At 46.8% G+C, this 17,961-nt stretch carries 20 protein-coding genes; 8 read left to right on the plus strand and 12 right to left on the minus strand.

Annotation, left to right across the window (positions count from 1 at the left end; genetic code table 11):
* Window positions 1–77 precede the first annotated feature (77 nt).
* A complete protein-coding gene (gene rsmD / locus MHM94_RS08105; protein ID WP_053911406.1) occupies window positions 78–680 on the plus strand; it encodes a 16S rRNA (guanine(966)-N(2))-methyltransferase RsmD in 603 nt (200 codons plus the stop codon).
* A gap of 14 nt (window positions 681–694) precedes the next feature.
* Here the strand turns inward: rsmD and MHM94_RS08110 are convergent, their stop codons facing one another.
* The 3 genes from MHM94_RS08110 to MHM94_RS08120 are packed head-to-tail and all read right to left on the minus strand — an operon-like array spanning window position 695 to window position 3,034.
* Entirely contained in the window at window positions 695–1,285 is a 591-nt protein-coding gene (locus MHM94_RS08110; protein WP_022946474.1) for a YjaG family protein, read from the minus strand.
* Complete coding sequence (locus MHM94_RS08115) at window positions 1,269–1,598, minus strand: DUF2007 domain-containing protein (RefSeq protein WP_022946475.1); 330 nt, start codon at window positions 1,596–1,598, stop codon at window positions 1,269–1,271. Before MHM94_RS08115 ends, MHM94_RS08110 begins: the two co-directional genes overlap by 17 nt.
* Window positions 1,598–3,034: a hypothetical protein gene (locus MHM94_RS08120; protein WP_130148573.1), complete on the minus strand. Its 1,437-nt coding sequence runs from the start codon at window positions 3,032–3,034 to the stop codon at window positions 1,598–1,600. The genes MHM94_RS08115 and MHM94_RS08120 overlap by 1 nt, the downstream gene beginning before the upstream one ends.
* 203 nt (window positions 3,035–3,237) lie before the next feature.
* On the opposite strand from MHM94_RS08120, the gene MHM94_RS08125 reads away from it, so the two are divergent.
* From MHM94_RS08125 to MHM94_RS08140, 4 genes are all read left to right on the plus strand, one after another.
* Entirely contained in the window at window positions 3,238–3,642 is a 405-nt protein-coding gene (locus tag MHM94_RS08125; protein WP_235419327.1) for a DUF2721 domain-containing protein, read from the plus strand.
* Window positions 3,643–3,690: 48 nt separating this feature from the next.
* Window positions 3,691–5,217 (plus strand): DUF3369 domain-containing protein, encoded by a 1,527-nt coding sequence (locus MHM94_RS08130; RefSeq protein WP_130148577.1) that lies wholly within the window; start codon window positions 3,691–3,693, stop codon window positions 5,215–5,217.
* A gap of 141 nt (window positions 5,218–5,358) precedes the next feature.
* Window positions 5,359–6,246 carry a LysR family transcriptional regulator gene (locus MHM94_RS08135; protein ID WP_022946479.1) on the plus strand — a complete coding sequence of 296 codons (888 nt, stop codon included), beginning with the start codon at window positions 5,359–5,361 and terminating at the stop codon, window positions 6,244–6,246.
* A gap of 211 nt (window positions 6,247–6,457) precedes the next feature.
* Entirely contained in the window at window positions 6,458–7,078 is a 621-nt protein-coding gene (locus MHM94_RS08140) for a 2OG-Fe(II) oxygenase (protein WP_053911415.1), read from the plus strand.
* Here the strand turns inward: MHM94_RS08140 and ubiA are convergent.
* Window positions 7,075–7,944: a 4-hydroxybenzoate octaprenyltransferase gene (ubiA, locus tag MHM94_RS08145; protein ID WP_053911417.1), complete on the minus strand. Its 870-nt coding sequence runs from the start codon at window positions 7,942–7,944 to the stop codon at window positions 7,075–7,077. The two genes, MHM94_RS08140 and ubiA, sit on opposite strands and share 4 nt — an antisense overlap.
* Entirely contained in the window at window positions 7,941–8,483 is a 543-nt protein-coding gene (locus tag MHM94_RS08150; protein ID WP_268838133.1) for a chorismate lyase, read from the minus strand. The genes ubiA and MHM94_RS08150 overlap by 4 nt, the downstream gene beginning before the upstream one ends.
* A 212-nt stretch (window positions 8,484–8,695) precedes the next feature.
* Between MHM94_RS08150 and MHM94_RS08155 the strand changes: the two genes are divergently transcribed.
* Window positions 8,696–9,046, plus strand: coding sequence for a flagellar basal body-associated protein FliL (locus MHM94_RS08155; protein WP_231658170.1), 351 nt, complete (start codon window positions 8,696–8,698; stop codon window positions 9,044–9,046).
* A gap of 24 nt (window positions 9,047–9,070) precedes the next feature.
* Here the strand turns inward: MHM94_RS08155 and glpG are convergent, their stop codons facing one another.
* From glpG to MHM94_RS08185, 6 genes are all read right to left on the minus strand, one after another.
* Entirely contained in the window at window positions 9,071–9,892 is an 822-nt protein-coding gene (gene glpG / locus MHM94_RS08160; RefSeq protein ID WP_235419325.1) for a rhomboid family intramembrane serine protease GlpG, read from the minus strand.
* Window positions 9,889–10,206, minus strand: a complete 318-nt coding sequence (gene glpE, locus MHM94_RS08165; protein WP_022946485.1) for a thiosulfate sulfurtransferase GlpE — start codon at window positions 10,204–10,206, stop codon at window positions 9,889–9,891. The genes glpG and glpE overlap by 4 nt, the downstream gene beginning before the upstream one ends.
* Window positions 10,207–10,262: 56 nt before the next feature.
* Complete coding sequence (gene tdh, locus MHM94_RS08170; protein WP_022946486.1) at window positions 10,263–11,288, minus strand: L-threonine 3-dehydrogenase; 1,026 nt, start codon at window positions 11,286–11,288, stop codon at window positions 10,263–10,265.
* A gap of 10 nt (window positions 11,289–11,298) precedes the next feature.
* Complete coding sequence (locus MHM94_RS08175; RefSeq protein WP_022946487.1) at window positions 11,299–12,495, minus strand: glycine C-acetyltransferase; 1,197 nt, start codon at window positions 12,493–12,495, stop codon at window positions 11,299–11,301.
* Between the two features lie 173 nt (window positions 12,496–12,668).
* Window positions 12,669–13,214: a D-glycero-beta-D-manno-heptose 1,7-bisphosphate 7-phosphatase gene (gmhB, locus tag MHM94_RS08180; RefSeq protein WP_235419324.1), complete on the minus strand. Its 546-nt coding sequence runs from the start codon at window positions 13,212–13,214 to the stop codon at window positions 12,669–12,671.
* The gene (locus MHM94_RS08185) at window positions 13,211–14,257 is read right to left on the minus strand and encodes a glycosyltransferase family 9 protein (RefSeq protein ID WP_235419323.1); all 1,047 of its coding nucleotides are present in this window, start codon (window positions 14,255–14,257) and stop codon (window positions 13,211–13,213) included. Before MHM94_RS08185 ends, gmhB begins: the two co-directional genes overlap by 4 nt.
* Window positions 14,258–14,390: 133 nt before the next feature.
* On the opposite strand from MHM94_RS08185, the gene MHM94_RS08190 reads away from it, so the two are divergent.
* A complete protein-coding gene (locus MHM94_RS08190; protein WP_235419322.1) occupies window positions 14,391–15,116 on the plus strand; it encodes a 3-deoxy-D-manno-octulosonic acid kinase in 726 nt (241 codons plus the stop codon).
* Here the strand turns inward: MHM94_RS08190 and MHM94_RS08195 are convergent.
* Window positions 15,111–16,220 carry a glycosyltransferase family 1 protein gene (locus MHM94_RS08195; protein WP_235419321.1) on the minus strand — a complete coding sequence of 370 codons (1,110 nt, stop codon included), beginning with the start codon at window positions 16,218–16,220 and terminating at the stop codon, window positions 15,111–15,113. The two genes, MHM94_RS08190 and MHM94_RS08195, sit on opposite strands and share 6 nt — an antisense overlap.
* Before the next feature lie 179 nt (window positions 16,221–16,399).
* Here MHM94_RS08195 and MHM94_RS08200 point away from each other — a divergent pair, with 179 nt between their 5' ends.
* On the plus strand, window positions 16,400–17,959 hold the full coding sequence (locus tag MHM94_RS08200) for a capsule assembly Wzi family protein (RefSeq protein ID WP_235419320.1): 1,560 nt from the start codon (window positions 16,400–16,402) through the stop codon (window positions 17,957–17,959).
* The last annotated feature ends 2 nt before the right edge of the window (window positions 17,960–17,961 follow it).

Below are 17,961 nucleotides of genomic sequence, written 5' to 3' on the forward strand. Positions count from 1 at the left end.
CCACAAATATTATTTATAATTGCGCGTTATATTACCATTTTCCCAGCCTGTGGAAAAAGCATATAGTGAGTAAATGCATGCCCATCAATAGAAAAGCCGCAAAACCCGCGCATAAACGCACAACAAAAACAGGGCAAATACGCATTATTGGTGGTCAACATAGAGGCAGAAAGTTACCAGTACATGATATTGAAGGCCTAAGACCAACCACAGATCGCGTAAAAGAGACCGTTTTTAATTGGCTCATGATGGATATTCGTGATGCTCAGGTATTAGACTGCTTTGCAGGTGCCGGCAGCTTAGGATTTGAAGCCCAATCACGATTTGCCAAACAAGTGACTCTGTTTGAGTTGGAGCCTAAAGCGGCACAGCAACTACACGACAACGCGGCGCTCCTTAACATGCTAAACGTGAGTGTACAACAAGGGGATGCGTTAACTCTGTTAGCTCAACCAGGCAGTGCGGCGTATGATATTGCTTTTATTGACCCACCTTTTAATAAGGGACTCGCATATAAATGTGCCCAAGCCTTGGAAGAAAATGGTTGGCTAGCTGACGATGCGTTAGTGTATGTGGAAGTGGAGGCGAATAACGCCGACTTCACTGCTCCTGATAACTGGCAGTTGCGAAAGGAAAAACGCGCTGGGCAAGCTTGGGGACGCTTATACCAGCGCATGTGATATGTGGCGTTGGGCTAAATTTCTACACCAATGTTAGTGTGCCCATCCTCTACAGCAAGATGGCGCAAGGCTTTAACATTGTCTTTATCGATGCGATTCAAGGCCGAGACAAAGTCAATTAACTCACTTAGCACCCCAACCTCGTATTCCATTAATGGGTGTTGGTTTACATCTTTGGCTTGATAAGGTTGCTCGTCCAGCTCAAACTGATACTCAATCAATCGTGCTACTGTACCTTGAGCAATCTTGCATACGTTGACGTACTCTTGCTCATCCTTGCTTTGAATCCCATGCAAAAGCGTTAGCAGCGCGGTTGCCGCATCGATAGCTGGATATACACCAAAGACATCAAAATCAGACACTTCTGGCACATTTGGCTCAACTTTCTCGACTAACTTCTCGATACTAATCTTACTTTTTGGTAAGAGAATTTTTTCCCAACATAAAGCGAGTGCATTTTTGAGTACTGCGGGATCTCCAAATTCAAGTGCATCACTGAATAGCGAGTAGTTAGGAAGCATACGTTCCATTAAGGCTGCCGCTAACGCAGCCTTTTGCACCGTATTCAACTCACGAATACGCTGAAAGTTATTGGGCTTGTTCATGTTTTTCTTTCATGCAGGACCAACACAGATCAAAGCTTGCAGGGTTCCACTGCTGACAATGGTGGCATTGCCACTTCTGCGCGGATGTTTTCGATTGTCGATATTCTAACAAGATTTGTTGGGCGGCGGACAGTTTTATATCGTACACCCACACACCAACGCCAGCCTCAATGAAAGGGATCTCTCCCAAGGCCCCTTGCAGAGCCTCGCCGGTCAAACGACTTTCTATACCAGCATGTTGTAGGCGACCTTTAATGATATTGGCCTCGACGCCGTGCTCAGCGTCGAAGACCTTAACCCACTTGAAATCCACTACGAATCGCTTTGCAGCTGCTTCTGGGCGTAGTCAAATTTCAGTTTGTATTCCATCATTTTCTCTTGTGCTTGCTCTAGCTCATCTTTGAGTTCGATGTGCTCAGAACGTAAGCTATCAAAAGCTTGGCGAGCTTGTCGTGAATCATTATCAATACGTGAACGCAAGCTCTCATTACGCTCTCGCTCATCGCGATGGCGGTTGGTCAGCTCTTGAATTTGCTTCTTCAACTCTTCAATTTCTTGCTCTTCTTGCTCACAACGTACTTTATGTTGCTCAAGCTCTTCAGCAAGCGATTGCTTCTGTTGATCCAGTTCTTCGGTTTGCGATTGCTTCTCAGCTAAGCCCTGCTCTAATTCCTCTAACCGCGCTTGCCACTGTTGCTGCTGCTGTTCAAATTGAGCTTGTTGCTGTTGCGCTTGTTCTTGCAGAGCTTGCTCATGCTGCTCGCTTTGCGCTTGCATTTGCTGCTTCAACTCATCAATGGTGCCCAGCTGTGCCGTAAGTTGCTCGATTTTCTGCTGCGACTGCTCAATTTGCTGAGCCATATCGCCGCTACTCGCATCTTGGCGCTCTAAACGTTCAATGAGTTGCTGATTTTCTTCCTTATGTTGAGCAACCGCAGCTTGTTCCTCGCTGAGCTGTTCACGTAGCTGCTCACCTAGTTGCTGTAAGCGCTCAACAGTAAGCTGGTGATTTTCACCTTGCTGCTCTGTTTCATTCAGCTTTTCAGACAGCTCCGAGAGTTGCTGATTCTGACGGCTAACAAGCTGCTCGTAGTGAGCTAGTTGCTCTGCAACAGCTTCATTTTCTTTTTGCAGATCAGTGAGCTGCTGTTCGAGCTGCTCGTTACCTTGCTGTTGCGAAGACACTTCTTGCAGTTTTTCTTGCCACGCCATATTGCTTTGACGTTGGCTCTCAAGCGCCTGCTTCAACGATTGGTTGTCTTGCTCCAACCGTGTTTTTTCCTCTCGCAACGCTGTTACGGCATCCAGTAACTCTTGGCGTTCACTTTGCGAATTGTAATTATCGCTCTCAAGCTCCGTTAAACGATGCTTCAATGCCGCCAGTTCATGTTGTTTTTGCTTTAGCTGAACATGCTCATCGGCATACTGCGCATTTTCCTGCTGCGCCTCTAGTAACTGACGATTCTGTTTGGCATAGCGCTCTTTAATAGCACTGAGCTCGTTACGCAATTCGTCTAGCTCTGCGCTATCTCCACCACGACCCAGCTGCGCTGCAACGAGAGCAATGCTCAGCTGCTGACTTAATTGCGCGGCAAGTTGATTTACTTGTTGATCACTGGATGAAGCCGCCAAGGCTTGATTTAACTGCTCTGGCTCAACATTGAACAAATCAGCACAACGTTGTGCGAAGTCACTTGCTAATTTATCCGTTACTTCATTGTGATGGTATTCACCACTGTTGATAGCCATCTCTCCCCCTTTGCATCAACGTGCGGCACCGTATCACCGACACGAGCCCTCTACGCATACGCATATTCTTGATTAATCTTGTCTTTTGCCTTAGCTTTTGAATTGGCGAGCGGCAAATTGTTAACATTAAGCCCGTTATTTGTAAAAATGTCTAGCCCATAGTTAACATTCCCTAATTATACACATAAAAATTGGAAAAAATGATGACATTAACCACCCCTGCACTGCTTTTTCCAGCGATTTCTCTTCTCCTGTTAGCCTACACCAATCGTTTTCTCGTACTGGCACAACTGATCCGCGAACTTAATGCCCGCGAAGGCGAGCAAATCAGGCCCTTTGTGATTGAGCAAATATTAAACTTAAAGAAGCGAATTCGACTTATCCGCAGTATGCAATTTTGGGGGGTGGCGTCATTTTTACTGTGTACCCTAGCGATGTTTGCGTTATTTGTTGAATTTACCCCTCTAGGCACGACCTTATTTGGCATAAGCTTAGTGGCACTTATGATCTCTTTGCTCACCTCTTTATACGAAATACATATTTCCTGTGATGCGATTGCCATTGAATTAGAAAGCATAGGAAAACATTCTCACTCACCAGAGAAATAAATCTCACCTATACTCAGGTTACATTGACCTGAGATGGTGGAACCCAGTGTGAGTGAGTATCTTTTTTCCGAAGTCGATGATGCAGAAACACAAACAACAGAAACTAGTTTACCGCCTTGGCGTGTACTTGTTGTTGATGACGACCAAGATATTCACCATGTCACTCGGTTAGTGCTCTCTAACTTTGAGTTCGAGCATCGCTATGTAGAATTAACACACGTCTATTCAGCACAAGAAGCTATCGAATTACTGGAACAAGATAGCACTTTCGCTGTCGCGCTAGTCGATGTGGTTATGGAAACCAATCACGCCGGATTGATGCTCATAAAGCATATTCGCGAGCAAATTGATAACCATGATATCCGTCTTATTTTACGCACTGGGCAACCAGGAGAAGCTCCCGAAGAGTCGATTATCCGCGACTACGACATTAACGACTACAAAAATAAAACTGAGCTTACCGCTATAAAACTCAAAACATTGGTTTATTCGGCGCTGCGCGGATATCGCGATATTCAATTGATTAACCGGCAGAAACAAGGGTTAGAGCGCATTATCAACGCCTCTACGGTGTTTCTCAAGTGTGACAGCATCCACCAATTTGCGTCCGTGGTGCTCAATAACATTTCCCATATACTGGGCCTAGAAGATGCCGAGCTATACTGTGCTGCGGTGACCTACAGCAGCAACCAAGAAGATACTGAGTTTAAATTGCTCGCGGCTTCAGGACACCCTCCCGAGTCAGACATTAGTAAACTACCACACAATGTGCGCCAAGATTTTCACAGTGCTCACCAGCGCAAACGTTCAATAAAAAATGATAGTAACTATGTCGGTTACTTCCCAGGTCAAAATGGCATGGAGACCATGCTATATGTAGATCGCGGCGCCCACTTGAATACTCATGAACACCAATTACTAGAGTTTTTCGCCAACAACGTAGCGCTGGCTTACAACAACTTAAAATTACGGGAAACGGTAAGAGAGTCGCAAAAAGAGCTTTCGTATATTCTCGGTGAAGCCGTGGAAAAACGCTCGAAAGAGACCGGTTCTCATGTAAAAAGGGTGGCTAATTACAGTTATCTATTGGCAACACTTTATGGCTTAAGTGATTATCAAGCTGAAGTACTTAAACTGGCATCACCGTTACATGATATTGGCAAAATCAGCATCCCGGATCATATTTTAAATAAGCCCGGAAAGCTCAATGATCAAGAATGGGAAATAATGCAACAACATGCACAAGTAGGCTACGAAATACTCCACAGATCCAGTAACGAAATTTTACAATGTGGTGCAATAATCGCTGGCCAACACCATGAAAAATGGGATGGCTCTGGATACCCTAAAGGCCTTGCCAAAGAGGCCATTCACATTGTTGGCAGAATTACGGCTCTGGCAGACGTATTTGACGCACTGGGGAGCGAACGCTGTTATAAAAAGGCTTGGCCTATGGAGGATATAATAGACTTTATAGAACAACAAAAAGGGCATCATTTCGACCCGACTTTAGTCGAATTAATGATCAAAAATATTGATGAATTCATTGCTATAAAAAACCGCTACCCCGACTAATGATTTTTATTAATTAACCCCACGATGAACTTGAAAAATTTGTTACAAAAGACATCTTTTTATTTCAGGTACAATGTACTAGTATTGAGGAGGATTAACCCCAATCCATACACCTAATAACTTACTTAAAAGGAATTAAAAGTGAGATTCGAACAACTTAAACAATTCCTCGCCCTTGGCTCTTTGCGCCATTTTCGCCAAGCGGCAGAAAAAACCAACATTAGTACCTCCGCATTAACACGAAGCATTCAAACTTTGGAAGAGGAAGTTGGTCATCAACTAGTATCACGCTCTACACGCTCAGTCATATTAACGAAGGAAGGCGAAGTTTTTTTACGTTTTTGCCAAAATACCCTAGATGAATATGCACGCACCAAACAATTACTCGACAAACTCAGTGGCAAAAGTGAAAACCGTGTTGTAATTGGCTATACCAGCTCTGCGAGCTCCATTGTGCCAATGTCTTGCGGTCAGTTTATGGCACAGCATCCTGAAGTGAAAATCGAGATGCAGCTACAAGATCAGCAAGAGTTACATTCTCGTCTGAAACGAGGCGAAATTGATATTTTTGTCAGTGAAGAAAACGCCTGCCTCGGTGGCAGCGATATCCATCTACCGGATCAGCTCGTACTCTTTGCAAGTCGCAACCACCCTTTAGCACACAAAGCCAGCGTCACCTTACATGACCTTGATGCCTATCCGCTGTTTGGTTGTTTTTCGCAAAGCCAACATGTGCAAAGCATGATAAAAGAGGCTGCCGACGTACTGCGCAAAGGCAATGGCCTGCGTTTAGGTAGCTTAGAAGAAGTGATAAACGCGGTGACCAACGGGCAAAGCATTGCCATTGGCGGTATTGAACATACAAATGCTATCAACAACCACGATGACCTTATATGTCTACAAGCCAGTGATGAAGCGCACTCGCGTTTAATCGTCAAAACCCAAGAGCAATTGGAGCAGCAACAGCACATTATTCAACTATTAGATGTGATTGAACAAGTTGCCAGCGCTCGGCACTTGAGTGCTTAACTGCTTCACAGCTTCTAAGTATACACCTACCTACTCGCTCAAACTTGAGCGAGTATTACTGCCACTCCTTAAGTGCCAAACCAAAAAAATAGCAGCCAAGACTAGGCGGTCGAGGCTTAACTATCAATGTGCCCACATTTACACCAATAAACAGTAGAGCTTTGTCATTTCAAAGGTATACTAAGCCACCTTTTAACTTGAATTTCCTCATGTGAATCAAGAACCATTATTTGCACAGATCATCGATGATGTGCATCAGCACGGTTATGCAGTGATTGAACAGGCATTACCGAGCTCTTTAACCAGCCAGCTCCTGAATACAGCGCAACAACAATACGATGCTTTTTCACCAGCTGGAATCGGCCGCCGCCAAGAGTTTCAACATAACGAGCAAATAAGAAAAGACAAAACTTTGTGGTTTAGCGGACACTCGCAAGCAGAGCAAGACTACCTAGCTTTAATGGAAGCATTGCGCCTGCACATTAACCGACACTTTTTCCTTGGCCTGTTCGATTATGAATGCCACTTTGCCCATTATCAGCCTGGGGACTTCTATAAAAAGCATTATGATGCTTTTAAGGGGCGCTCGAACCGTGTATTTACTACGGTTTGCTACCTAAACACCCCTGATGAGGGAGGCGAGTTAGTGATCTATCAACCGCGCTCCAAATTAGTGGCCCGGCGCGTAGCCCCTCGCTGTGGCACACTGGTTGTGTTTGAAAGTGAGCTATTTATGCATGAGGTATTGCCAGCAAAGCAGTCACGCTTCTCTATCGCTGGCTGGTTTCGCAAGAATAATTCTGTCGCCGGCTTTGTTGACCCGCCGAATTAAAGCAAGCTAACGGCAATACCAATAAAAATGGCTAGGCCGACATAGTGGTTATTCAAAAATGCATTGAAACACTCGGCTCGTTCTCGGTGGCGACACAAGTAAAGCTGTCGCACCAACAGCATAGTAGCAATGCTGAGACCAAGCCAAAATGGCCAAAAGAGTTGCATATCCAAGCCGATATAGGCCAACAGTGCAATAAAGGTGGCATCCAATAAAGCCACCGCCAGAAGGTCGTAACGACCAAATAAGATAGCGGTGGATTTGATTCCTATTTTAACATCATCATCCCTATCCACCATCGCATATAAGGTGTCATACGCCACAGTCCACACTACATTGGCAAAAAACAGTAACCATGCATATATCGGCAGCGCTTCGATAGTGGCCATGTAAGCCATTGGAATTGCCCAGCTAAACGCCGCTCCTAATACCACTTGGGGTAAATGGGTATAGCGTTTCATAAAGGGATAACACGCAGCCAAGGCAAGCGCTCCAAATGACAGTAATATCGTCTGCCAGTTAAGTAATAACACGAGCGCAAAAGCCATAACCACCAGCAAAGCGAATAAGCTCAGCGCCTCACCGGCACTCACGGTTCCTGCAGCCAGAGGGCGCTGTTGAGTGCGCTGCACCGCACCATCAACATTACGATCGGCAAAGTCATTGATCACGCACCCTGCGCTACGCATAACCAACACCCCCAAGGCAAAAATAACCGCGAGACTCACCGGCGGCCAATCTGCACCAGCAAGCCACAAAGCCCAAAAAGTGGGCCACAGCAGTAGCAAGGTGCCGATAGGCTTATCAATACGCATCAATTGCTTATAGTAAGGCCAATGCATCGCCTTAAGTGGTGCTAGTTTCATAGGTAAGGATAGGCTCCGGGTAAAAATATCTCGCACACCATTATTTGTTGGTCCGTTAAATTGAAGCAACTACGGCGTCCCCATAGCGGCCCACCAGGCAGCTTTAACGAGTGTGTAAGCTCAGCCAGACTCTGATTGTGAGCGAAATCAGCCACCTCCATACCTACTCGTTGGATTTGCGGGTCTTGGAAAATCACTTCGCCCAATGGATTATTGCCCAAATGGGCTAAATCAACCCCTTGCTGCGACTGCTGTTCAGGAAGCCAAGTTTGCGCATAGACCATAGGTTCATTATCGCAAAACAGCAACACTTCACGCACACGCACATTCGTACTGAGGGGCTTGAAAATAGTGTGGTCGCAAAAGCGACTGGCTACCACTTTTTCACTTAGAACTTCCACCGCAAATTGTTGGCACTGCGACTTTAAACGCTTCGTTAGCGAGCCAGACTCCAGTAGCCAATCGGCTAGTGTGTCAGTCACCTTAGCGTGCTCGATGCTTATCCACTGCGCGCGAAGAGGTATAGGGTGTGCAGGCAAAACATACTACCTTGATTCGACTATTGCTTCGATCATACCACTGCTACACTAATGGCAAAAGCTCTCACAGAGCACAGTAACCCCTTTACTAATAAATCTGGACGATAAATCGCTAAGCGCGCTAAAATATGGATAACTTGATGAAAACTAGCACACTAATTATTATGCCTCGAGCGCTCAAACTATTACTTGTCAGTGCCTTTACTCTGCTCATGTTCAGCCCCGCAAAGGCGGCGGGAGATGTTGGTTATTATGGCTTTGAGCCTGATATCGTTGCGAACTACATTAGCCAATCAAGTAAGAAGCTCGGCTATGTGCGAGTGACTGTCGATCTGATGTTAGAAGATGTTGGCAATATTTCAGTGGTTGAACATCACATGCCACTGCTGCGTGACGCCATTGTTGAAATCTTATCGCAAGAGCCAGAGGATAAAATCAAAAGTTTAACGGGCCGCGAAGAGATAAGACAGAAATGCATCGAACGGCTTAAAACCTTACTGAAGCAGGAAACCGGTAAAGATATTATTCGCGATGTACTGTTTACCAAATACCTTTATCACTAACATCACGAGTAATAAAAAAGCGGCTTAAGCCGCTTTTTTATTACTTCCAAAGGCCATCACCAGCGCTAACACGATACCGCTGACTAAACCGCCTAAATGCGCCCAGTTGGCCATAGGCATAAAGAAAGTATCGGTAAAACCAAAAACTAGCCACAGTAGCAGAAAACCAATCATCGCCTTGGTCATCATCGGTTTAGTTTTCGCTAGCAAAGGATAAATCCAACAAAACCCTACCTGTGCATACACAACACCTGAAAGACCACCGAAATTAGGGCCAACCATAGTATATTGCGCCCACGCGCTGGTCAAAGAGCCAAGTAAAAATACACTCAATAAAGTGAGTTTCGATGTCTGGCGTTCGATAGCGGGCCCTAACGTCAACCACCACAGCACATTAAATATCAAATGAATTGCAGAGAAATGAACGACTGCTGGCGTTATCCAAGAGAGCGGCTGCGATGCTTTAAACTGTAACAGTGGGAATATATGGCTAAACTGGCCCAATAAAAACAGCGCATAGATAATCACACTGATAATACTGACGCTTTTAACCAATAAACTTAGCCCGTTGAAGCGTTGCCACAAATTAAGCTTATTGCCGCTGTAAACCAAGCCTGAATCGGTACGCCCACTTTGCCAAGCGGCATCACTGTATCGCGGATGATTCGGCTCTGTTTTAAACTCATTCCATAACGGCTGAGCAGCATGAAAATGCTTCGGATCAACAGCAATAATTACATGCCCCTGCTGAGCGGGTTTGAGCTCGCCATGCAGCCCTTGAGTACTCAAGTAATCAATAAACCCTTGAGCAGCACGCACGTTATTGGTGCTCCCTAGTTCAATCATTTTTCAACCGACTGTGGAAATTGCTTCGCCCAGGCGTCAAAGCCGCCATCCATACTGTATACGTCATCAAACCCTTGCTCAGCTAAGTAACCAGCAGCGCCTTGCGAGCTAATACCGTGGTAACACACAATAATAATAGGTTGCTCATACTCCTTATGCAGCATGAACTCACCGATATTACTATTACTCAAATGCTCGGAACCAGGAATATGGCCGCTTGCGAAACTGTTCGGGTCACGTATATCAGCAATAACGACATTATCGTCGTTTAGTAATTCATGTGTCTGCGACACCGAGATATGTTTAAAAGCCATGGGACTCCAATTTTACTAAACACTGAAAAGGCGGCTTAGCCGCCTTCATAGGCTACTTATTGCCAGTCGAGGATAACTTTACCTGACTGCCCCGACAACATCGTGTCGAAACCTTGCTGAAAGTCATCGATATTGAATTGATGAGTGATCACTGGGGAAATATCAAGACCTGACTGAATCAAGCTGGCCATTTTGTACCAGGTTTCAAACATCTCACGGCCATAAATACCCTTGATTACCAAGCCTTTGAAAATAACTTGGTTCCAGTCTACAGCCATATCTGAGGGCGGAATACCCAGCATGGCTATCTTGCCGCCATGGTTCATGTTATCAAGCATTGAGTTGAATGCCACCGGCACCCCTGACATCTCTAAGCCAACATCAAAGCCCTCTGTCATCCCCAACTCTGTCATCACGTCTTCGAGCTTTTCTTCACTGACGTTAACGGCCCGTGTAGCGCCCATCTTACGGGCCAAATCAAGGCGGTACTCGTTGATGTCGGTGATCACCACATTGCGTGCGCCAACGTGCTTAGCTACAGCTGCAGCCATAATACCAATCGGGCCTGCGCCGGTGATCAATACATCTTCACCGACCAAATCGAACGACAAAGCAGTGTGTACAGCGTTGCCAAACGGGTCAAAAATAGAGGCCAGCTCATCGGAGATATTATCGGGGATCTTAAAGGCATTGAACGCCGGAATAACCAAGTATTCCGCAAAGCTGCCTTCACGGTTAACGCCTACACCTGTGGTATTACGACACAAATGTACACGCCCAGCACGACAATTACGACAATGACCACAGGTAATATGACCTTCACCAGAAACCCGATCGCCGACTTCAAAGCCACGTACTTCCTGGCCCATATCGACAACCTCACCGACATACTCATGACCTACCACCATAGGCACCGGAATGGTGTTTTGCGCCCACTCATCCCAGTTGTAGATATGCACATCGGTGCCGCAAATAGCGGTTTTACGAATTTTAATCAATAAATCGTTATGACCCACTTCCGGTTTTGGCGCATCAGTCATCCAAATCCCGGTTTCAGCCTTTAATTTTGATAATGCTTTCATCACTGCGCTCCTAAATTACGCCCAACTCTTTGCCGATACGAATAAAGGCATCAATGGCTTTGTCGAGTTGCGCTTTGCTGTGTGCAGCAGAGATTTGGGTACGAATACGCGCCTGCCCTTTTGGCACCACTGGGAATGAGAACCCGGTGACATAAATGCCTTCAGCCAGTAGTTTATCGGCCATTTGCCCAGCGAGCTTGGCATCTCCTAACATCACCGGAATAATGGCATGATCTTTACCAGCACAAGTGAAACCCGCCGCTTCCATTTGCTCGCGGAAGTAAGCCGCATTGGACCATAAAGTATCGCGCAACTCTTTGCCATCAGCCAGCATATCCAGCACTTTTATTGACGCAGTCACAATGGAGGGTGCCAGCGAGTTCGAGAACAAATAAGGACGTGAGCGTTGGCGTAGCCACTCAACGATTTCTTTCTTACCTGAGGTATAACCGCCTGATGCGCCGCCTAAGGCCTTACCTAAGGTCCCAGTGATAATATCGACACGGTCTAACACGCCACAGTACTCAGGCGTACCACGGCCGTTTTCACCAACAAAGCCTACAGCATGAGAGTCATCGACCATAACGAGGGCATCGTACTTATCAGCTAAATCACACAGCGCTTCAAGGTTACAAATCACGCCATCCATCGAGAACACGCCGTCAGTGGCGATCAGCTTGGTTTTAGCGCCAGCTTCATCAGCGGCAATCAGTTGCTGCTCAAGGTCGGCCATATCATTGTTGGCATAGCGGAAACGCTTAGCTTTACATAGACGCACACCGTCGATAATTGAGGCATGGTTTAGGGCATCGGAAATGATGGCGTCTTCAGGACCTAGAATAGTCTCAAAAAGACCCGCATTAGCGTCAAAACAAGAAGAGTAAAGAATGGTGTCTTCGGTTTGTAAAAAGTCACTGATTTTGCTTTCAAGGGTTTTGTGAATGTCTTGCGTACCACAGATAAAACGCACGGAAGCAACACCGAAACCATGATCGTTCAAGCCTTGTTGCGCTGCTTTAATAAGCTCTGGATGATTCGCTAAACCAAGGTAGTTATTAGCACAAAAGTTAATCACTTTATCGCCGCTGGCAACGTCAATTTCAGCCTGTTGCTGCGAGGTAATAATGCGCTCGCTTTTGTATAGGCCATCGGCTTTGACTTGCTCGATTTGCGCTTGCAGTTGAGTATAAAACGCAGAGGCTCTCATAGATTTCTCCAATACTTGAACGGGGGACCCATGCTACGTCAAAGACGTGGGTAGGTTCGCTTGTTAAACAAAGTTAGGGGTATTGTAAAAGGTTACACGTACAATTGCATTGTTTGTACACGCGGTTGGACCACAGCACAGCGTGGTAACCCATCCCGGATGTAAAGATTCCCTCACAGCAGTGCAGGCACATCAGCGAGCGCGTCGCAGGTGTAATCGGCATCACTTTGCGCCTTTTGGTCAAACTTTTGGCCGCTACGCACCAACACTTTAGTGCCAATGCCACAGCGCTGTGCAGCTTGGATATCGCCATGTTTGTCACCGACCATGACACAGTGCTCGGGGTCGAGGTTAAACGCAGCAATGCCGCGTTGCAACATGCCCGGTTCAGGCTTACGACAGCCACACTGCTGGCGGTAGTCGCCTATCCCCTTAGTGGGGTGATGAGGACAGTAATACACCTCATCAATGCGCACATCGTGCTGTAAAAACTGCTCTTTCATCCAGGTAGTAAGTTCAGCAAATTGTTGTTCGCTGTAATAGCCACGGGCAATACCCGATTGATTCGTGACAATTATCAGTCGATAGCCACGCTGTTGAAAACTGCGACAGGCGGCAAACACGCCCGCAATAAACTCAAAATCTTCGGGTTTGTGGACATAGGCATGGTCGACATTAATAACGCCATCGCGGTCTAAAAAAACGGCTCTATTGCTCATAATCGGTGCTCGTGTACAACTTTATCAAACATCGCGGTCACAGCTTCAACACTAATGCGATGCATTAGCTCACCTTTAACCCGCGTGCCCCAAGGTAACTGCTCAGCAGGCTTACCATGCTGTTCTTTAACCGCGTCAAAATAGCTTTCCACTACGTACTGCTGCGATAGGTAGGGCCCGGTTCGCTTCGGGTTTGAGTGCGCATATAGGCCAATAACGGGTGTGCCTTGGGTCGTTGCCATATGCGCCGGACCGGTATCGGGAGCCAGTACCACAGTGGCCAAAGCCAACACGCAGGTCAGCTCTTTAAGCGAGGTTTGGCCCACCAAGTTATTCACCTCAAAATCGCACTGGCTGATAATATCAGCGGCTAAAGCGCGCTCCATGTCGGTCGGACCGCCGGTGAGTGCCACCTTGAAACCTTTACTCGCCGCATACCTGGCAACAGCAGCATAACGTTCAGGTAGCCAATTACGCTCCGCTTTACTTGCCGCAGGGCTTATCACCAATAACGGATCGCCATTGTCGCCCACCAGCTCAATGGCTTTGGCTTTATCTGCCCCGCTCAAGGGCAACTGCCAGTGTGGGGTAAAATCTTGCACCCCTAATTGCTCGGCAAATTGCATAAAGCCTTCGAGCACATGAGGTTCACTCTTAGCGTCGATGCGTTTATTAATGAATAAGCTGTGCAGTTCTTTTGAACGTGCTTTATCGAAGCCGAATTTCACCCTCGCAGGAATACAACGGCTAACCAAGCCCGCTCTAAAAGCCACTTGCATGTTCAATAACACGTCAAAGCGCTGGCCTTTAAAGCGTTGCTTTAAAGCTTTAAAAGCTGCCCTTCCCTGCTTTTTATCAAACACCACCAGCTCGACCCCCGGTAACCCTTGCAATAGCATGGCTTCAACCTTGCCAATCACCCAGGTAATCTTGGCATTAGGATGCACTTTTTGAATAGCTTGCACGGCACTGACGGCATGACACACATCGCCAATCGCAGACAAACGAAGGATACAAATGGATTGCACAGACTCTAGTGGCACGCGGTATTTCCTAATAGCAATTAATCTTCGCAAATGGTAAAGCAACCCCAGCGCAATGCAAGCGTGAAGCGGTTTAACCTGACTCCAAAAGCAGCTACACTAGCGCCATTATTTTGTTTGCCTTGTAACACTCATGCATACTCGCCCACTTTCTTCCAAGCACACGCTATTAACGTACAAATACCCGGCGCAATCTGTGCAGGAACATTGGTTCGAGCCGACGTTTTGGTTAAAGCAAAATAAGGTCTATGCACAAAAAAGCGGCCGAGCAACCACCTATTTTTTCGAACATCAGGGTTTACGGGCAGTGCTTCGCCACTATTGGCGCGGCGGATTGATTGGTAAGGTGCTGAGCGATCAGTATTTTTATACTGGTTTAGCCAACACCCGAGTATACAAAGAGTTCGCCCTCACCTGCCAACTTCATGAACAAGGCCTGCCTGTAGTTGAACCCATAGCTGCCATGATTCGCCGCAACGGCTTAATTTACCGAGGCGACATTATCACCCGGGCACTACCAGGGGCGCAAAGTTTGTGTGAAAAGCTAGTTTCCGCGCCCCTAGAAGATACGCTGATAAGCCATATCGGCACCACCCTGGCTCGCTTCCATCAAGCCGGGGTGTATCATGCCGATTTAAATATTAATAATATTTTGTTTGGCGCTGACAACCAGGCCCATGTTATCGATTTTGATCGTGGCGAGCTGCGCATTCCCAAGCAACAATGGCAGCAGCAGAATATCGCCCGCTTGCAACGTAGTTTCGCTAAAGAAGCCGCTCGACAGCCCAGTTTTCATTGGCAAGAACACCATTGGCAACGCTTAGAGCAAGCTTACCTCGATACCCTAAACGCTCTATAACGCCAACAACTCTTGAAATTGCTTGGCAATGAAATCTTGGCTATGCAATTGCGCACGCCCCTGCAAAGCGTTTTGTATGCTTGCCCACTGCTGTTCATCATTGAGCAGTGCTACCGCTTGTGCAGTCAGCGTGTTACGGTTTAACGGCGCAGCATGCACTAACCCCTGTGCAGAGCACATTGCTAGGCGCTTAGGCTGATCTTTAGAAACGGGCGCGGCAACACAAGGGAGCTGCAAAGCAATCGCTTGTAATAAAGCATCGCCGGCACTCAGCAGACCCATCTTGGCATTAGCCAGTAAAGCAATAAACTCAGCATTACTCAAGCCACCGACAACATGCACCAAGGGGTCGCTCGATACTGGCAAAGCGTCAGGGTAATTAGCCCCAAATACGACCACCGTCGGGATATTTAAGCGCTCACTTAACTCTTGTGCAGCCTTATAAAATACATCGGCACAGACTCCTTGCTCACTCAGGTGCCCGCCTGAGCCGGCGTTAACAACAACGTATTGACCCGCTTGAACCCCTCTATCGGCCATTGCTTGTCGTGTTGATTGAGCATCAGGGAGCGCAAAGTAAGGGCCTATGTTGATTGGCTCAACTAAGTTGAAACAGCGAATTTTAAGGCGTTCCAACCAACTTAGTGGTTCGATGCAAAAGTCTGGCTGCACCACCCAGTGCTTATCAATACAATCAACGCGATTTAGCTTGAGCCCTTTTGCGCGCTTTTTAGCGTGCTGAGAAATAAACACAACCTGGGCTCCCGCTGCACGGGCACTGCGCATCTGCGATGCTCTTCCAGCACAATCAAAAATCACGACATCGGGCTTATAATCTTGGATTAACGCACACACACGCGTATTTTCTTTTGTCGGCGACTGCGCCAGTAAGGTGGTATTGAAGGGACAGGTACTGGCGTACTTGGTGTGCTGATTAAGAGCAAAATGCACATCAATAGCATCCGCGTAGCGCTGCTTTAAACTCAGGGCTAGGGTTAGAGAACGTATATATTCGCCGATACCTTCAGTGGATGAGACCGGAATGAATAGCAGCCGTTTTACACTTGTTGGTGCTATTGGGCTAATGCGCTCGGAATGTTCCATTTACTCCACATTCTGGCTTGCGTTAATCGCCTCATTATATAGGGGGTTGATGTAGTTTTCGATACCCTCACGGTCGCTGTATTGAATATTTAATAAATTATCAAAGCGCATTTCAACTGCTGCAAACTCACTATTAGCTTGGTAGACTACTCGCTCGTTTTGTATTAGGGACTAATAACGTGCGCTTCTCTACTTCTTCATTATGCACTTTTTTGTGTTTAGTTAGTTCTTCAGTTTTTGCTGAGCCTTGGGTTAAGCCTGATGATTATGGTCTTCGTGCAGATATCCAACGCCTTGCCGATGCCGGTGTAATCTCAGCCCCGGTAACCACATTTCCACTTATGTGGAATAGCTTTATCGACGAGTTGCGCGCGGCACCGGTTGCGTCATTAAGTGCTGAGCTTCAAGATGCGGCACTGCGTGTACGTCACCGCTTTGAATCCGAAAATGGCCAACCTCACAACTTTCAAGTGCATAGCTTTAAAGCCACCGATCCCCGTGCAGTCAGCAGTTTTGGGATGAGCCACTCTCAGCAAACAGAAATGCTTGCAAGTTACAGCTACTTGGGAGAGAACTTTGCGGCAAAACTGGCAGTTAATCACCGCGAAGACGGACGTAATTGTTATGTCAAAGATAAAGGCCAAGCGGATATCGTGGCCAATGAGCAAGCACTCGAGCAATGTGATGACACGACTTTGGACCACAGTTATATCGCTTATCGTTTAGGAAACTGGATATTTCGTGCCGGTGCGGTTGAGCAGTTTTGGGGGCCGGGTATTGATAACAGCTTGATTATGTCCACCAACGCCAAGCCGCTACCAGCGATTAGTGTGAGCCGTGAAAAGGCCACCGCGTTTGAGACGCCGTGGCTAAGTTGGATTGGTCCTTGGTCATTTACCGCACAGATGGCGCAACTTGAGTCAACACGGGTCGAGCCTGATGCGATGCTATGGAGCACCCGCGTTAATTTCCGCCCGCTACAACAACTTGAAGTCGCTTTATCGTGGTCAGCGCAATGGGCAGGTGAGGGTCAGCCAAGCTCCTTAGGAGACTTTGTTGATATGATCTTAGGTAAAACCGAATGTGCAAACGGCGCTGACAGCTGTACCTCTGAGCAGGAGACCAAACTCGGTAACCAACTTGCGGGGCTCGATGTGCGTTGGTCAGACACGCTTTTTTCTCAGCCTTATGCCTTGTATGTCAGCACAATTGGAGAAGATGCAAGCAGTTACTTTAAACCGGCAGACAGAGCTTATGTCTTTGGCGCCCAAACCAGCGCATATGCATTCGCGCAAAACCTGACTTTTAACCTGGAATATATCGATACTGGCGTCAGCTGTGCCGCCGAGGCACCGGATATTGAAAACTGCTATTATGAGCACTCTATTTATCTATCCGGCTATCGTTATCAAGGACGGACTATTGGCTCGGCTTACGATAACGACACGCAATCTTGGGTATTTACTGTTTTAGGCCAACAAAGTAATGGTCATGACTGGCAAGTCAAGTTGCGCCAAATCGACTTTAACAGTGACAACAGCGATCGTTACCCCAACAACCCTGACCTTGGTCATAGCATTACCAAAACACCGATTGATAGCCAGCAGCTGGAAGCTCGCTATCGCTTTTTAGCGATGAAAGGACGCTTCACTGTGGGTGGCGTTGTTGCTAACAATGATACCGTTGAGGGCTCAGAAACAGACACCAGCGCATACCTAAAGTTTGAATACAACTTTTAAAC

The sequence above is a fragment of the Pseudoalteromonas sp. CNAT2-18.1 genome (assembly GCF_022347865.1).
Classification (GTDB): Bacteria; Pseudomonadota; Gammaproteobacteria; order Enterobacterales; family Alteromonadaceae; genus Pseudoalteromonas; species Pseudoalteromonas ruthenica.

Coding starts and splice junctions, on each gene's coding strand:
- rsmD (WP_053911406.1), top strand. CDS start 78: ATGCCCATCAATAGAAAAGCCGCAAAACCCGCGCATAAACGCACAACA.
- MHM94_RS08110 (WP_022946474.1), bottom strand. CDS start 1,285: ATGAACAAGCCCAATAACTTTCAGCGTATTCGTGAGTTGAATACGGTG.
- MHM94_RS08120 (WP_130148573.1), bottom strand. CDS start 3,034: ATGGCTATCAACAGTGGTGAATACCATCACAATGAAGTAACGGATAAA.
- MHM94_RS08125 (WP_235419327.1), top strand. CDS start 3,238: ATGACATTAACCACCCCTGCACTGCTTTTTCCAGCGATTTCTCTTCTC.
- ubiA (WP_053911417.1), bottom strand. CDS start 7,944: ATGAAACTAGCACCACTTAAGGCGATGCATTGGCCTTACTATAAGCAA.
- MHM94_RS08155 (WP_231658170.1), top strand. CDS start 8,696: ATGTTCAGCCCCGCAAAGGCGGCGGGAGATGTTGGTTATTATGGCTTT.
- glpG (WP_235419325.1), bottom strand. CDS start 9,892: ATGATTGAACTAGGGAGCACCAATAACGTGCGTGCTGCTCAAGGGTTT.
- glpE (WP_022946485.1), bottom strand. CDS start 10,206: ATGGCTTTTAAACATATCTCGGTGTCGCAGACACATGAATTACTAAAC.
- tdh (WP_022946486.1), bottom strand. CDS start 11,288: ATGAAAGCATTATCAAAATTAAAGGCTGAAACCGGGATTTGGATGACT.
- MHM94_RS08175 (WP_022946487.1), bottom strand. CDS start 12,495: ATGAGAGCCTCTGCGTTTTATACTCAACTGCAAGCGCAAATCGAGCAA.
- gmhB (WP_235419324.1), bottom strand. CDS start 13,214: ATGAGCAATAGAGCCGTTTTTTTAGACCGCGATGGCGTTATTAATGTC.
- MHM94_RS08190 (WP_235419322.1), top strand. CDS start 14,391: ATGCATACTCGCCCACTTTCTTCCAAGCACACGCTATTAACGTACAAA.
- MHM94_RS08195 (WP_235419321.1), bottom strand. CDS start 16,220: ATGGAACATTCCGAGCGCATTAGCCCAATAGCACCAACAAGTGTAAAA.